Source organism: Qipengyuania marincola, from assembly GCF_029688625.1.
GTDB lineage: Bacteria > Pseudomonadota > Alphaproteobacteria > Sphingomonadales > Sphingomonadaceae > Qipengyuania.
The window spans coordinates 26,405-41,158 of the sequence record NZ_JARULC010000002.1 but is presented as its reverse complement, the minus strand read 5'-3'; the positions used below and the strand labels follow the sequence as shown (position 1 = coordinate 41,158).

The following is a 14,754-nucleotide window of genomic DNA, read 5'->3' as shown; positions in this document are numbered from 1 at the left end:
GTGCTGGTGAGGAGATGCGAGGCCCGGTCCGATATGGACCGCCGCCGCAAGCTGTGTCGGCCAAGCCACCATAGGGGCGCAGCTTGTCAATGCAAACCGAGGACGAGCGAGCCCATCGGGCGGGTGGAAGAGCTGACGCGTCGCTCCAAGATGTCGAGGCAACGCACGCTTGCAATCGAAGCTACGACAATCGCAATGCGCGGCTGCGCTATGCGCTATGCGCTATGCGCTATGCGCTATGCGCTATGCGCTCGACGTTCGAGGCTAAGATCGCACCACCGCTCGCGGCTTCATTGAAGCCCGTCTCACTGGCACTACGGATCGGAGGCGGTGCTTTGCCTTGTTGATCGATCCTGCAATGGCAGGCTATCGGTCGCTTTGGCCATATGGACAGGCAACACGTCAGGGAATTGAACGCATTTCCGAGATATTCCTTTCTTACAATCGGCAGGATGCCGAAATCGCTCGCCGCTTTGCCGAGGGGCTAGAGCGTGAAGGGTTCACAGTTTGGTGGGACCAGGCGCTCAGGTCAGGCGAGGCGTATGACGAAGTTACCGAAGCTGCGCTGAGAAATGCCAAGGCCGTCGTCGTCCTGTGGTCGCAGCGCTCGGTGGTCTCTCGCTGGGTTCGTTCCGAAGCAACCATAGCGGACCGCAACAACACGCTGGTCCCGGCCATGATCGAGCCATGCGAAAGGCCGATCATGTTTGAGCTCACTCAAACCGCTGAACTTGGCCATTGGAAGGGCGAGCCCGACGATAGAGCCTGGCTTGCCTTCGTCGAAGACGTCGCGAAATTCGTGAACAAGCCATCTCGGCACGCAAAGCCTGCAAAGGCGATCGAGAGCCGAACGGCGAGCCCCGAGCCAGACCCGGCGCCGATTGCAGAGGCCGATCGCACGCCGTTGCTCGGCGTGCTGCCGTTCGACAATCTCTCGTCAGATGAAGAGCTGACCTATTTTTGCGACGGGGTTTCCGAAGAAATACAGCGCACAGTCGCCAGCTCTGCCAATCTGCGGGTGGTCGCGCGATCTTCCAGCTTCCAGTTCCGTGGCACGGACAAGTCCATTCCCAAGGTGACCGCGGCGCTCGGCACCAGTCACTTGCTCGATGGCACTGTCCGTCGGAGCGGCTCGCACGTGCGCATTTCGGCTGAGCTTGTCGACTGCGCGACGCAGAGTGCGTTGTGGGCCGACCGTTTCGACGGCGACCTTGACGATGTCTTCACCCTTCAGGAAACGATTGCCCTGGCAGTTGCGGAAGCGCTTCAGGTCAAGTTGGCGACTCCCCCGCAGAGCGTCGAGTTGGAAGCGGCAGTTTACGAAGAATTCCTGCGCGCGCGGGCCATCCTTGCCGAAGGTGACCCGCAATTCGACGATTCCGCTCGCCGTGCGGTCCCGATCCTTGAGCGCGTCGTCAAAGGAGCGCCCGATTTTGCCGTTGGGTGGGAATTGCTTGCCAGTGCCCGTGCTGATGTTTGGCGCTATGCAGTCGAAAAGCGGAACTTCGCGCGAGCAAGCGCCGATGTCATGCATGCCGCGAAAAGAGCATTGGAGCTCGATCCCAAGTGCTCCGGTGCTTACGTTGCGATGGCGCGGCTCGAGCCCTGGGGTGCGTATGCGAAGCGCGAGGAATTTCTCCGGAAAGCGCTTGCCGTCGCTCCGCACAATGCCGAGGCGCTGAACGATATGAGTGCGCTCTACTGGAGCGTCGGACGCTTTGAGGAAGCGCTGCGATTGGCGGAGAAGGCCTGCACCTTGAACCCGATGATGCCCTCAGCCCGGCTCCATGTCGCGGAATTGCGCGCGTACGTCGGTGACTACGAAGGTTCGGTTCGCGCGCACCAGGAACTGCATCGCATATGGCCCGACAACATCGGCATTCTGCTGTCATTGCTGAACGAGGCGGCGGTCTTTCGGCGATGGGATATCTATGAGGCTGCATTGCCGTCCATCGAGCGGTTCGAGGGGTGGCCGCGTGACGCGCTCAACGCCACCGTCCGATTTGCCGAGCCGATCAGGCAAGACGACATGGATATGAAGCTGGAGAGGCTGGAGTCCTATTCTCGCTTCGTTGAGCGAACAGGGACGATAGCACTCAATCTGATCGAGGGCATTTCGCAATACGGCCTGGTCGACGAGGCCTTCGCCTTGGCCGAGCGGGCAAATTTCGACGACGTCCTGGATCCCGAAGGCCACCGGGCAGAAGGGATCTATCCCGGCACCTGCATGGCCCGGTGGAGCAGCCTCAACCGCTCACCTCGCTTCATCGACCTTTGCTACCGATTGGGGCTCTGCGATTACTGGATGGCGATGGATGTGTGGCCGGCCTGCGCAGAATGGGTGCCGTACGATTTCAAGAGTGAAGTCAGGCGCCGGATCAGCGAAGGAAAGGCCAGCGAAGTGGCCTAGGACCCGTAGGTGTGCAGTGTATCGAGAATATCGTACCTGATGTTCGAGGTGAAGGATGCTGCAAGCACAACCTCCTTCCCAAGTCGCGGCAGGTTCCAATCGATCTCTTTGCTGTCGATCTGGTCCGCTCCTCCCGGATGGCCTTCTTCTGATTGCATCGGCGGGGTTTTGGGAAAGCCGAAATAGTCGTGCAGCGCTTCGGCCATCGTCTGTGACCACATAAAGTCGAGCTCGACCTTGCTTCCGTCATAGAACTTCATGTCCGCGACTTCGGTGTGATCGGTGCGCGAGGCGATAATCGCCCGATAGACCGCGACCCGCATATTGAAGACGTCGCGGAACTGCTTGAGCGTGTTGACTTCGCTGTTGTGGTTGAAATCCGCCTGCCCGCTCAGGCGCACGCTGGAAAACAGTACCCCGACAAAGCTCGCAAGTCCCGGATGTTTCGAGAGCTCCTTTTCCAGCTCGGACTCGACCTCCGGGTTCATTTCGATGTGCAGGACACCTATCAGGTGACTGATCGACTTCGGCCTGAAGTATTTCACGCCTTGAACTGCGACATCGATATGCATGCGGGGCGGGTCCGTCTCCTCATCGGCAGCAATTCGCGCCATTTCGGACTCGGTCCCCCAGATCTCGCGGCTGGAGAACATCGAATAGCTGTTGTTGTCGAATGACATTGGCTCAACCCACACGACTTGGGGATTGAACCGGATGTTTTCGGGCGACACCTGCCAGCGCGTGACCGGATAGGACCAATCAACATCGATTTTCCGAAGGGTCCGCATCCCGGCGGCTCCGCCGTAATCGCTTGAAAAGTTGTCGTGCTTGGTGACGCGCAGGAGCCCATAAGGATAGTCGTAGGCTTCATAGAAATAGGGTGCGTAATCGGGCGCGGGGCAGTTAAAATGCGTGTCGAGAAAGTCCTGCAGGCATTTCTGCGGCACCTTGATGGCGAACACCCAGTTGCGTGCCCCCAGGGAAACCCAAGGCGGCGGCAATTGCTGCGTTGAGAAGTTAGGGACAAAGCGGGTCATTCGACATTCCTCTTCGGATGCGTAAGAGGTCCGAAGAAGCCCTTGAGCGGCCGTGCCCATGGGGCCGTCAGATCACTTTGTGCGGGGATCGGAGGGAGGCCATTGTCCCGATCAATCGCAAATGAGTGGATCACTCGCATCTGGTCGAAGTCGATATCGGCGGTGAAGCGACATCCTGCGACCGGCTGGAGGTAGAACGGACTGCCTGAAGGCTCCCCACCGACTTCCAGGAAGACCTGCAGGATCTCGTTGAAGGTGCCGATATCATTGAACTGGATATGGATATCGGCCTCATCGTACATCTTGAAGTCCGAGAGATTCGAGTAGCGCGATCGGCACGTGACGAGCGCCTGGTAGACGGCGCGCTCGGGGTCCTTTGCGTCGCGATATTGTTTCAGGCCGATCGTACGCATGTTGGTCGGGATCATGCCAAGGGACATGTCCGATACGAAGTTGGAGAAATTGGCGAACTCTTCGATCGCAACGCTCGCTTCCCGGCTTTCGAAAAGCGTCGACAAGGATGTCTTGGGCGAACGCGTGGTGCGAAAGGTAGGCAGCGCCGGGTTCGTCTGAACACGAACAATTTCCAGTATTTCCATCGGAGTGCTGGACTCAAGTGATGACCATCCCGGGAGCTTTACCGAGCCATCGAAACTGCCGTGATACTTGCCTTCGCCGATGTCGATATCGGAAAGCAGCTTCCCCAGCCCAAGCATCTCACGCCCGCAGACGCTCGAGACGGGATTGTTCACGACGATGAACGGCAAGGCCCATTCCAGCGACGTTTCGGTGACCAGGGTCTTGGGATTAGTGCCAAACCGGATGACCGGGAGCGCGACGAAGACCTCTCTTTGCTTGATAATCCCCCGGTCCGTGTAAGGCACCTCATCATCGAGCGACAAGGGGTAGGGGTTGGAGCTGGTCATAACAGGGTAGTCGAGGAACATCAGCGTCGCATACGGCCACAGGGCGGCCGGCCGATATGTGAAGCCACGCTCCTCCTCAGAGCCGAGATTGAAATTCTGGTCGCAATAGGCTTGCACCCGGCTGATATCGATCGGCCACACGAATGTGTGCACGCTCACATTGGGAAAGTGATAGGGCGGCGGCACCTGTTCGCTGCTGGAACTCTGCGCGAAAGGAATGTCCTGGCGGTTCAGGATCATCGCAACGTCCTCATGCGCCCACGCTTCCGTCGGGGCGATGCACCGGTTCGAGCCGCGCCGCGTCGGCTTCAAAAATGAAGTCGGCTCCAAAGGCAAGAGCGGGTGTCTGGAACCCGGCAGCGCCTTCGCCAGCGAGCACGCGGTGCACCGCATCGACAGCGGTCAGGACGCTGAAGCTATAGCCGTCACGGGTGCGCATCGAAAGCCGACGCTCTCGTCGCCAGGGATCGATGGCATGCACTTCCATTACGAAACTTGCCTGACCGCGGTCTTCCATGCTCGGCCCTTCCGGCCAGACCTGTGCCAGCGCCTTGCCCACCAATTTGGCCGGTTCCGCTCCGAACACGTCCATTGTCATGCCCGAGAGTCGATAGCTTGCGCGTTCGGCCCAGCGCATTTCCGAATAGACTTCGATCGCATCAACCCCGGTCATCAAACCAGCGGTCACGACATCCGCCCAGCTCATCGCGGTTGCTTCGCTAAGCCCCTCTCCAAAGTCGAATGCGCGCACCAGGCTTCCTGCGGGTATGGTTGCGAGAGCCCCGTCCTTTCGGACGATGACGTTGGGGCTCATCATTGCAGCCGCACTCTCCACGCTGCCGCGCGAAATGATCTGCGCGCGGGAAATTCCAAGGCATAGCCGGGTCGTCTCCGGCCAGCGCTGCATCGCGGTCGCCATCAGGCAATCGGAGGCGGCAACCGTAAGGCCGATCCCGGGCAGGATCATGGTGCCGGCCTCTCGCGCCGCGGCATCGAGACCCATCGCTTCGACGAATACCGGCCATTCTCCGCCCAGATCGATGTAATCGACACTGTTTCGCAGGCAGCCGTGCATCATCGGACGCGCCGTCGTACCGAAGGGTCCAGCGGCATGGAGGACGAGATCGATGTCCTCGAGCGCGATATCGATAGCGCGTTCATCGCTGAGATCGAATGATCGCCACGGCGTGCGGAGCTCGGCGCCCAAGGCGCTAACCCTTGCTTCACTTCTGCCGGCGATGACGAGATCAACCTTGCCCGCAAGCATTGCCGCGATTTCAGCGCCGGTGAAGCCTGTCGCTCCGTAAAGGAGGACACGCCCGCTCATGGCCTCGCGAATACCCAGTTTGCGAGACCGGAAAGATAGTCGAGATCCTCCGAGGGAGGCTTGCCTGCATAAACCATCGAGAATTCATGCAACGCGGCGCCTGCCATTGCGTGGGCAACTTCGCGAGCATGATCGATTGAGCCGCGATCTCGCATGAGTTTGGCCAGCCAGTCCACGTCCTTCATCGATCTCTCCTCGCGCGGCATTGCCATGAAGGAGTCGATCCGCTTTTTCTCGGAGCTGCTCGCAGCCTGCCGGACATGGATCAGCATGAGCGTTCGCTTGCCCTCGAACAAATCGCCGTTGCGCTCCTTGCCGTATCCCGGATCGTCGGAGAGATTGCGCAAGTCGTCTTCGATCTGGAAGGCCAGGCCAAGAAAGTATCCAAAACGCATAACATGCTCTGGATCGACATAGCCGGCGGAGCCCACGATCACACCGAGCTGGGCAGGCCAGATCATCCCCATCCAGGCCGTTTTTTTCAGTGCCATTTGCAGATAGTCGGCCTCGGTCAGGTCGGTGATATTGCGATCGCGCCAGCCCAGTTCGAGCGCCTGCCCCTCTGCCGTTTGCCGGGCCATGGTCATGGTCACCGCGAGCACCTGCCGCGTCACTTCTGAGCCAAGCGGCCTTACGGCATCAAGCAAGGGTTGGAATGCGCTGAACATTAGGGCATCGCCAGCGTTTATCGCCAGGGGTATTCCGTGGATCGCGTGAAGGGTAGGCCGTCCGCGGCGTTCCTCGCTTCCATCCTGCACATCGTCATGGATCAGCAACGCATTGTGCAGCATTTCGATTGCCGCGGCACATCGTATGGCAGGGGCATAGTCTTCGCCCAGATCATCGCCGAATATGCGCGCGTTTGCGATACAGATCGCTGGCCGCATCATCTTGCCGCCGCGGCCCGGATATTCGGCCATCAGCTCGCCAAGGTACGGGGCATTCTTCTCAATTGCGAGATAGCGGTCGAGCTCGGCGCGGGTCGATGTGGCATACCGCGCGACAAGGCTGCCCGCCGGAGGTTCCGCCGGAGCAAACAAGGGCTGCGCGTCCATTCCCATGTTATTTGACGATCTCGATCGTCAGTACGCCGAGCGGAATCTCGGTGTGTTTCGGAACGACGATGCCGGAATAAATGCCGGGCGCCTGTTTAGCAGGGATCGTGACCGTTGCGATAAGTTTGCCGTTGAGGTCGGCCTCAAATGAAACGTCGGCAATCGGCGCCGCTTTGCCCTGGATGGGCTGCATCGGAGTGATGGAAAGCTCACTCGGGAGCGTCGGCGTCGACGGGCGCACGAGCGGTGAAGAGCGCATTTTCGCCGTCTCCTTGCCCTTGAACCTTACGGTCAGGTCCAGCTCGTTGCGGAGGCCGGTCGCCGAGCCCGAGTGCGAAGAGGGAGGCGCCTGGTCATCGGAAGGAGGTTGCTGTCCAGTGGGCGGCGCAGCTTGAGAAGGGGGCTCACTCGTCGGTGGCGCCTGCCCGTTCGAATGTCCGCCCGTCGGAAAAGGTGGCACGGTGCCTCGCAAGCGCTGAGGTGGGGTCTGAGGCACCTCGCCGACCTGCTTGAGCAATCGCTCAAGGATGTTCAGAGTGGTTTCGGTCAGCTCACGGGTGAGCCGGATCATGCGATTGCCGAGAATTTGCACATCCACCGGCACGTCGCGCATGTTGTAATTGCCATGGCGGAATTGCTCCGCAGCCAGCCGGCCTTGAGCGACCGTGTCACTGAAGACTTTGTAAGCAAGGCGCACGCTGTCTGCGACGCCCTTATTGATCATGCCCTCGTCGAGATTGCCATCGGCGCGGGCGCTCGGCGACATGGATTCAAAATGGCCCGGGTGCTGCGAATGGCCATGTTGATCGGCATGGCCGGAATGGTTCGAATAAGGCGGTTGGTGCTGGCCTGTTAGCGGCAGGTGCGAGCCAGTTCGTATCGGACCGGAACGCGCCGGAGCCTTCCGCTTTACGCGAGACCTTCGTTCGCCTGCCTTGCCCTTGGTCTCGGGCCCTTTACGGGTGGTCATAGGCGGTTATATCCTCGAGCTTGGGAGACCCGCTAAGCGCATGCGCGGCAAGCAGGCCCGACATCACGGCACCTTCGACGCAACCCGAGGGAAAGCCACTATCGGTCCAGTCGCCGCAGATTGTCAAATTGTCGTATGTCATGTCGAGCGGCGAGATCCGGTGCCGGTGGCTACCAGGCGTATGGATTACATAGCGATCCGATGGATTGACGTTGGCTCGCCAGTACTGGCTAGCAAAGCGTGCCCGACCCTTCAGTTTCAGGCTTGCCGGATTCTCTTCGTCCGCCTTGAGGATATCCCACCGGAAGCCGCCATTGTCGTCATAGGCGCCCGGCCACACCTCGCGCACGGGCCCTTGCAGGAATTCCTCTGCGTTGATGCGAACCTCTGCGTTGCGCCGTGCCGGATAGTCCCGATCGTCGTCGGCCGGAGGCTGCGGTGGGTCGGGCAACACCGCACAGAAATAGACAGACGTCTTCGGGCGGGTCTTCCAGCCTTCCTCCGGGACCACGTGAGCCATGTCGCACCAGGTATCGAACGGCTTGGCAAAGGCGCCGGTGATGTAGGCCGGACCAGGCCAGCCAAGATCGGGCAAGTCTTTATCGAGCCAGACCTGGAACGCTTGAGATGCGACAGTCTTCACGTTGTCGCACATGCTCTTCCAGCGCGGGTCGCGTTCGACAAATTCGCTGGCGACATACGGTATTGCGCCGATCCCGACACCGAGCACGACCAGATCGAAATCCTCGCCGACGGCCAAGGTCTTGGTATCTGCGCGGCGCCGGTCCCAGTGGGATTCCAGGTTCCAGTCCTGCTGCTGCATCTTCCTCGCGCCGACGAGCTGTTCCCATACGGGTTGCGAGGGCCAGCAGGGTTTGCCGGCGACCGGGACCAGCGGATCATATGCGCGCCCGCGCTTGACCTTCGCCTGCACGTCGAAAGTCAGGCTGTCGACATGATCTGCGCTGTTGGCGAGACCCATATTGGTCAGGCGATGGAAGAACTCGAATTTGACGCCGCGTTCCTTCATCGCCGTGTAGAGCGGCGCAAAGACGACATCGCCCATGCCGGCCCGCATCTTCCACATGAACGCGCCGCGGTAGCTGAAGAACGTACGCATCGTGCCGCGCAGGCCTTGTCCGGCGGAAAGCGCGGGCTTGGTCATGTCCCCGTCTTCATAGCCCATCGAAAGATCGTAGAGGCCGCGAATAAAGGGGGACTGCAACGAGCGCAGGGAAGCCCCGTGCATGTGCAGGAACTCGCGGCATTCGTAGTCTTCAAGCGCATCGAGACCGCGCGGATCGAACCACACACGGTGGCGGGTCATCCCGACGATTGTGGCGAGCGTCAGGTCGGCGATCTCCCACAGATAGCGATTTTCGCTGTCGGCCAGCCACTGATCTTCCAGCCACTGCCGCATCGCCGAGCAAATGCGTTCGATCCCTCCGAAAAGCGCGTCCGCGTTCTCGGGCGTTGCCGATCGGCTGAGGGAAGCGAGCAGGCCCAGCACCTGTGCAAGACCGGCGGTGGTTGCGAAGGCACCGAGCTTGACCAGCGAGGTCAATCGCCGAGCCAACTGGTCCGGGTCGCCCGTGCTTTCGCTGGCTGTGGCGACACCATGACCGTTGACGCTAGTATCGAGTATCAGGGCACGAAAAAGGTCGAAGGCGCTTGCGCAGTAATGTGCGAGCGAAAAGCCCTGGTCCTGGTCGAGCGGGTCACCCGGAAGGCCGGGGCGGGGCGGCAAGTGCGCGCGCCAATTGGTAAAGCCGCCCTCCGGGGATTGCGAGCACAGGGCAATATCGTTCTTTGGCGTCCACGCATCGCGCCAGTCTCCGTAGAGGTCGCCCATACCCTTCGCTTCCAGCTCGGCGTGGCACGCACGCATCATGCGAAAGCTGTTGTCGTAAAAGCCAAGCCAGATATGCAGGCCGTGCTCTTCGATCCGGCCGTTTGCTCCCCTGCCGGACGCGCCTTTGCCACCAAGGCGCCAGCCTTCTTGGTAGATAGTGATGTCGAATTTGCCGGCGTGTTCGGCTTTTGACAGTTCCCAGGCAGTCGTCATGGAGGCGCAGCCGCCGCCCACTATGGCGACCTTGATGGGCCGGGCGTTCATTCCCGGTGCTTGTCCAAGGTGTGGCGGTAATTTCGCCTCATATTCCCCATTGGGTTTGCTCCCACTCCCGCTGCCAGATGTCAAACCAATTTGGGCATACCGATCAGAGGCCGCCGCATGCGGTTTCCGGAAATGCTCTTCCGACGCTGTCGCCAGTGTCTTGCGCTTGTGGACCGGGGGCTTGTAGGCCGACGAGACGTGCGGTTATGAAAAGCGCACCGAGTGCGGTGCAGGAGGGGGCACACAGAACACATGGTTCAGAACCCCCTTTCTAATTGGAAGCCGCACCTTGCGCTCGGAATAACCGGTCATCGCCCCGACAATCCCGCCTTTGCAGCCAACGCTCAGGCAGTGGAAGCGGCATTGCTGGATATCTTCGAGACGATTGAGGGCATCCGAAGCGAGATCGCTCTTGATCACCCAGGGGAAATCCGCCTGCACAGTCTGATGGCCGAAGGCATTGATCAGGTCGCGGCCAATTTCGCTCTCGAGAAGGGTTGGCAAATTGTCGCCCCGCTCCCCTTCGGCAAGGACTTGAACCTTGCAATAAACGCAGCTCCGGCCACGCCCGACGATCTGACGGCCTTGTGCGACGGGCAGGAAGCCCGGGATCCAGCGGTCAGGGACCGTGCTGCCGAAATTCGCCGCTTGCTTGCCCATGCGGACGTTTTCCAAATCGCCGACCGTGACGCAGAGATCCGCGACCTCCTGCTAAGAAAGATGGCGGGCCCTGATGATGAGAGTGTCGGGCACCGTTTGCAGGCGCTGACATCGGACAATGTTGCGCTCGCCGGGCGGATCATGATCGAGCGGTCGGATTTGCTGATTGCCGTGTGGGACTGCAAGCGCACCGATCTGGCAGGCGGGACGGGCCATACAGTCGTGTCCGCGCTGCAAAATGGCACCCCTGTCTTGGTAGTCGATCTTGCTGATCCGGTGGGCTGGACAATTCTCTCCCGATCTGAGGAACTCGGACACCTTGCGCGGGGAGAAAAAGGCGAAGCTGAGACCACACGCCTGCGTGCCCTTGTCGAAACCACGCTCGCGCCGATCAGCCCCGCTGTTCAGGCGATGAGCCGGGAAAAATGGCGGCGGCGCAGTCCCTTCGGTTTTGGCATCTATCGCCACATCGAGACCGTGTTCGGCGGGCGCACGACGAAGTCGGGCACGATCCAGGCGGTATACGAGTCTCCGGACAAAATCGCGGAGGGCAGCGCCCGACAATTGCTCGAAACCGCGCGGTCGGTTCTCGACGAGGAGGGCCGTGTCTATACCAGCCTTCGGGATGAATTGCTGCCAGCCTTCGCCTGGGCTGATGGCGTCTCCAGCCGCCTTTCCGACGCCTATCGCAGCGGCATGACGGTAAGCTTCGCCCTGTCTGCTTTTGCGATTATCGCCGGGATCGCTTACCTTCCGCTGGATCTTGCCGAATACAAATGGATATTCGCATCGATCGAATTCGGCCTGCTTCTGTCGATCTTGCTGATCACCTATGCGGGCTACAGATTTGCATGGCACCGAAGGTGGTTTGAGACGCGAAGGGTTGCCGAATATCTTCGTTTTGGTCCGGCTATTGCCATCATGGGCGTTGCTCGCCCCATAGGGCGCTGGCCACGCGGAGACGGGGACGACTGGCCCGAGCGATTTGCCAGGGATGCGCTGCGCGATGCCGGACTGCCGGATGTGAAGGTTGACCGCGCTTATATGCGCAAGGTTCTGCAGGGCGTCGTATTGCCGCATGTGAAGGGCCAACGCCGATACCACGAGGCCAAATCTGCGCAGCTTGCGAGAGTTCACCATCGGATCGACCGATCGGCCGAGACCTGCTTTTTGACCGCACTGGTCACAGTCGCGATCTATCTCGGGATCGAGGCTGGTGCGGCGCTTTCCCTACTCCCGTCCGAGTGGCCCCGTTCGATCGCGAAAGTGTTCACTTTCATGGGGGTTGCCTTCCCGACACTTGGCGCCAACCTGGCTGGAATCCGATACTTCGGGGATTTTGAGCGCTTCTCCGCGATCTCGCTCGCCACCGCGAGCAAGCTTTCCAGCGTCGAGGCGCGCATCGAACTGCTACTCTCCGGCGATCAAGCGCAGATGTCGTATCGCGCGACGAGCGAATTGGTACAGTCGGTCGATGAGATCATCGTCGCGGAGATCGAAGGTTGGCAATCGGTATTCGGTGCCAAGCACCTAACGCTTCCTGCGTGATCGATATGAGGACTGGTCAGCTGGAAAGGTGCAGTGAGTTATCAAGCCTTCGGAACTTGCTTGATCTGCCAAGAATCGCATTGCCGATCTGATGGTCTGAAACTCGACCGATAGCGGATCGTTATCGGAATCCGATCTTGTCCGCTGCGACGACGTCGCCGGACAGCCGTTCCAAATATGGTTCGAGACACTCATCGAAGGATCCGGCTCTTACCGATAAATCCCGCGAAGCCGCCTCAATCCCGAACTTACGAAGCTGCCTGATACTTGAGGCTGGTGCTCGGGGTGGGTGGCGGAGCAGGAGGGAACCACGAAATTGACTGCAGGTCCTGAAATAGCGCGCTTTGCAAGGCATCGCGTAGCTTGATGCCCCCGCTAGTGCCCCCAAATTCGTGCGGGTAATCTGGCCGAGCAGTATCACAGGGGCAACGGACCTTCGAGCGTCGGGTGCCCCCAAGGGGTCTCCATGAGCTTGGAAGCCAAACGCAAAGCATCTTCAGCTGCACGATGCGGTGGAGCATCCTTCCCAAGCAGATACGCTAGGTGGCTATGCTGGTCGGCGCTGAAGTCCCTCGTCAGCACCTGGAAGTCGAAGATCCTGAACTCCTGCTCGCGCCCCGCAGCTGCGAACAACGTATCGAGCCAATCCTGATCGTATCGGGGAGCATCGGTGGCAACGATCGTGTCGATACCGAGCATTTCATTCAGCCAGTCGCAGACCTCTTCAACAGGTTCACCCTCACTCTGCACGCGCTCGAGAGGAATGCCGTGCACCGCTTCGGACGATTTCGACCACACGCCGGTATCTAGCCACTTCTTGGTCGGCCGGATGAGTTTAGCGCCGACACCAATCGCCTCTGAAGGTCCGCGAACGAGCGCCACACCCACTTCGATCGGGTAGCTTCCCGTCTCTAGGGCTGATGCTTCGACGTCGAGGATCGCAAAGCGCCGGTCGCTTCGGTTCAGGATGTTCTTCATTTCTCTTGGTCTCTTTTTTATCTCACGGAAATGCGTGGGGGCCGTCGCCCGGACCTGCTGGACCAGGCAAGCCTTCACGAGCGATTTTCGTGCCACTGACTGAGGTAGAAGAACCCCGCTGGCGCATTCCGGCCTTGGTCGAACTTCCGGAGCATCTTTCGAAGTGAGGGTGAGATGAAGGTCTTCGCGAACGGAAAGTCCTCAATGACCGCTTTTACCGTCGCGCCATTGGCAAGCATTTGGCCGATGTGAGTTGCCAGCTGGCGCCGGAACTCATCTTCATCCCGAGCGAGGCCAGCCGCGAACCACACCGTATGCCCCTGGCCCGTGGCGAGATCACTTACCGTCCCTAGGAATATGCGCCGTGGAATGTTCGGTGTGACCTCGGTGGTTTCCCAAGGATAGGGTACCGGTTCGAACGGATTCTCGCCGTCCGCGTATGGCTGAACCTCCCCGCCCGCCAGAAGCTGGCGGGCAAGGTTCAAGGTTACCTGTATCTTTTCGACTTCACCGGGCCCCTTTCTGGCCCAGTGCTCTGCCAAGGCATGGACGGTCTCATAGCTCTCTTCTCCACTCATCCCTTTACGTCCCAGTTATCCTTATGCTCCTGCCATGCAGCGACCGCCGCTTCGTAGCCGCGATCGCTGCACAGAGCCGTGCAGGCACCGCCAAACCCATTGATGTTGATCGTCCTGGAAAGGACCGCGCAATGGATGTGATTGCCCTGCCCCTTTAGCCCGGCCGTCCCCGGAATATGCGCGATCAAAATGACCACAAACCGGTGGGCGAAGTGGGACCGAGCAAAGCTGCGAACCCGCTCATAGCCGATGTGCCAGGCTTCATCGTCGTCTAGCAGGATCTTCGCCTGGACCAGCGCGTGCTTCTCGAAGGGCGGCAAGGTCTCGTCGAAGCGCAGGGTTAGGAACTCAATGTTGGTATAATCCGCCGGGGCGCTGGGTGGGAGGAGGACCTCGATCCGCGCCGCGCGACCGAACTTCGGATCGTCGCCTGGCGAGCATTTCTTCTCGATCCAGTCGGTCACGGTCGGCCGGTCGAACTCGGTCTCGTACCAATACCGGAACCAGCCGAAGTCGGGATGGTCGTCGCACGGATCGTGCGTGAAGACCTTCATCTTGACCTTGGACTGCACTTCTGCGGCCCTAGCGACTTCGGCCTTCTGGGATTTTGCCTTCGGCATGATCAGAACCTCCCGTCGAACGAGGGAGTTTCGATGGCGCGGATGATGCCGGCATAGCGCTGGTGGCCGTTTTCGTAGGGAGCACTCTGATAGGTCTCGAGCCCCGTCTCGCTCAGTCGGAAGAAAGGACCCTCGGTATGAGCGGGAATGAGCCAGAGACGGTCGCCTTCGCGGCGCCAGGCGAAATAGTTGCACTGCCAAGTCTGGCTCCCTTCGAGCAGGACATCGAAGGAGGCCCCTTCGAGTGGATCGAAGCGTAGAAGGGCAAGGTCCTTGTGGGAGAAGTGCGCCAGAACCTCGCACTCGTGATAAAAAAGCGGGCGATCGCAGCTGGTGGCGGTAACCACAACTCCGGCCTCTTCGTTCTCGAAGAAGCCGCTTCTGATGCGCTCGTCGATGCGGGCGGTCTCCACAGTGGCGAGGCAGCAGGAGATCAGGAGCGAGGCGAAGCGGCCACCCGTGCGATGGGTAATAGGCCGCAGCAAGGGTTCGCCCTCCAGAGGGCGGTGCAAAGATATTGCGTTCATTG

Annotated in this window: 13 protein-coding genes; 2 read left to right on the top strand and 11 right to left on the bottom strand. The window is 60.1% G+C overall.

The window, feature by feature from the left end:
• Positions 1–343: 343 nt before the first annotated feature.
• Positions 344–2,410 carry a TIR domain-containing protein gene (locus P8Q88_RS05350; protein WP_278322817.1) on the top strand — a complete coding sequence of 689 codons (2,067 nt, stop codon included), beginning with the start codon at positions 344–346 and terminating at the stop codon, positions 2,408–2,410.
• Here P8Q88_RS05350 and P8Q88_RS05345 read toward each other — a convergent pair.
• From P8Q88_RS05345 to P8Q88_RS05315, 7 genes are all read right to left on the bottom strand, one after another.
• Positions 2,407–3,447 (bottom strand): hypothetical protein, encoded by a 1,041-nt coding sequence (locus P8Q88_RS05345; RefSeq protein WP_278322816.1) that lies wholly within the window; start codon positions 3,445–3,447, stop codon positions 2,407–2,409. The genes P8Q88_RS05350 and P8Q88_RS05345 overlap by 4 nt on opposite strands.
• Complete coding sequence (locus tag P8Q88_RS05340; protein ID WP_278322815.1) at positions 3,444–4,613, bottom strand: acetoacetate decarboxylase family protein; 1,170 nt, start codon at positions 4,611–4,613, stop codon at positions 3,444–3,446. Before P8Q88_RS05340 ends, P8Q88_RS05345 begins: the two co-directional genes overlap by 4 nt.
• Before the next feature lie 10 nt (positions 4,614–4,623).
• Positions 4,624–5,700, bottom strand: coding sequence for a saccharopine dehydrogenase family protein (locus tag P8Q88_RS05335; RefSeq protein ID WP_278322814.1), 1,077 nt, complete (start codon positions 5,698–5,700; stop codon positions 4,624–4,626).
• The gene (locus tag P8Q88_RS05330) at positions 5,697–6,755 is read right to left on the bottom strand and encodes a polyprenyl synthetase family protein (RefSeq protein ID WP_278322813.1); all 1,059 of its coding nucleotides are present in this window, start codon (positions 6,753–6,755) and stop codon (positions 5,697–5,699) included. Before P8Q88_RS05330 ends, P8Q88_RS05335 begins: the two co-directional genes overlap by 4 nt.
• Before the next feature lie 7 nt (positions 6,756–6,762).
• Positions 6,763–7,725, bottom strand: coding sequence for an alpha-amylase family protein (locus P8Q88_RS05325; protein WP_278322812.1), 963 nt, complete (start codon positions 7,723–7,725; stop codon positions 6,763–6,765).
• The gene (locus P8Q88_RS05320; protein WP_278322811.1) at positions 7,712–9,841 is read right to left on the bottom strand and encodes an FAD-dependent oxidoreductase; all 2,130 of its coding nucleotides are present in this window, start codon (positions 9,839–9,841) and stop codon (positions 7,712–7,714) included. The genes P8Q88_RS05325 and P8Q88_RS05320 overlap by 14 nt, the downstream gene beginning before the upstream one ends.
• Positions 9,842–10,045: 204 nt before the next feature.
• A complete protein-coding gene (locus P8Q88_RS05315) occupies positions 10,046–10,501 on the bottom strand; it encodes a hypothetical protein (protein ID WP_278322810.1) in 456 nt (151 codons plus the stop codon).
• Between the two features lie 60 nt (positions 10,502–10,561).
• Here P8Q88_RS05315 and P8Q88_RS05310 point away from each other — a divergent pair, with 60 nt between their 5' ends.
• Positions 10,562–12,049: a hypothetical protein gene (locus tag P8Q88_RS05310; RefSeq protein ID WP_278322809.1), complete on the top strand. Its 1,488-nt coding sequence runs from the start codon at positions 10,562–10,564 to the stop codon at positions 12,047–12,049.
• 417 nt (positions 12,050–12,466) lie between these two features.
• On the opposite strand, the gene P8Q88_RS05305 is transcribed toward P8Q88_RS05310, so the two are convergent.
• The 4 genes from P8Q88_RS05305 to P8Q88_RS05290 form a co-directional block, all read right to left on the bottom strand.
• Positions 12,467–13,027, bottom strand: a complete 561-nt coding sequence (locus tag P8Q88_RS05305; protein WP_278322808.1) for a 3'-5' exonuclease — start codon at positions 13,025–13,027, stop codon at positions 12,467–12,469.
• A 74-nt stretch (positions 13,028–13,101) separates the two neighbouring features.
• A complete protein-coding gene (locus P8Q88_RS05300; protein WP_278322807.1) occupies positions 13,102–13,605 on the bottom strand; it encodes a hypothetical protein in 504 nt (167 codons plus the stop codon).
• On the bottom strand, positions 13,602–14,225 hold the full coding sequence (locus tag P8Q88_RS05295) for a hypothetical protein (RefSeq protein WP_278322806.1): 624 nt from the start codon (positions 14,223–14,225) through the stop codon (positions 13,602–13,604). The genes P8Q88_RS05300 and P8Q88_RS05295 overlap by 4 nt, the downstream gene beginning before the upstream one ends.
• Positions 14,226–14,227: 2 nt before the next feature.
• Positions 14,228–14,752 (bottom strand): hypothetical protein, encoded by a 525-nt coding sequence (locus P8Q88_RS05290; protein ID WP_278322805.1) that lies wholly within the window; start codon positions 14,750–14,752, stop codon positions 14,228–14,230.
• Positions 14,753–14,754: the final 2 nt, after the last annotated feature.

Bases quoted from the DNA above. Each gene is read 5' to 3' on its own strand.
- P8Q88_RS05345 (WP_278322816.1), bottom strand. From the start codon at position 3,447: ATGACCCGCTTTGTCCCTAACTTCTCAACGCAGCAATTGCCGCCGCCT.
- P8Q88_RS05340 (WP_278322815.1), bottom strand. From the start codon at position 4,613: ATGATCCTGAACCGCCAGGACATTCCTTTCGCGCAGAGTTCCAGCAGC.
- P8Q88_RS05335 (WP_278322814.1), bottom strand. From the start codon at position 5,700: ATGAGCGGGCGTGTCCTCCTTTACGGAGCGACAGGCTTCACCGGCGCT.
- P8Q88_RS05330 (WP_278322813.1), bottom strand. From the start codon at position 6,755: ATGGACGCGCAGCCCTTGTTTGCTCCGGCGGAACCTCCGGCGGGCAGC.
- P8Q88_RS05325 (WP_278322812.1), bottom strand. From the start codon at position 7,725: ATGACCACCCGTAAAGGGCCCGAGACCAAGGGCAAGGCAGGCGAACGA.
- P8Q88_RS05320 (WP_278322811.1), bottom strand. From the start codon at position 9,841: ATGAACGCCCGGCCCATCAAGGTCGCCATAGTGGGCGGCGGCTGCGCC.
- P8Q88_RS05315 (WP_278322810.1), bottom strand. From the start codon at position 10,501: ATGGGCAAGCAAGCGGCGAATTTCGGCAGCACGGTCCCTGACCGCTGG.
- P8Q88_RS05310 (WP_278322809.1), top strand. From the start codon at position 10,562: ATGGCGGGCCCTGATGATGAGAGTGTCGGGCACCGTTTGCAGGCGCTG.
- P8Q88_RS05305 (WP_278322808.1), bottom strand. From the start codon at position 13,027: ATGAAGAACATCCTGAACCGAAGCGACCGGCGCTTTGCGATCCTCGAC.
- P8Q88_RS05300 (WP_278322807.1), bottom strand. From the start codon at position 13,605: ATGAGTGGAGAAGAGAGCTATGAGACCGTCCATGCCTTGGCAGAGCAC.
- P8Q88_RS05295 (WP_278322806.1), bottom strand. From the start codon at position 14,225: ATGCCGAAGGCAAAATCCCAGAAGGCCGAAGTCGCTAGGGCCGCAGAA.
- P8Q88_RS05290 (WP_278322805.1), bottom strand. From the start codon at position 14,752: ATGAACGCAATATCTTTGCACCGCCCTCTGGAGGGCGAACCCTTGCTG.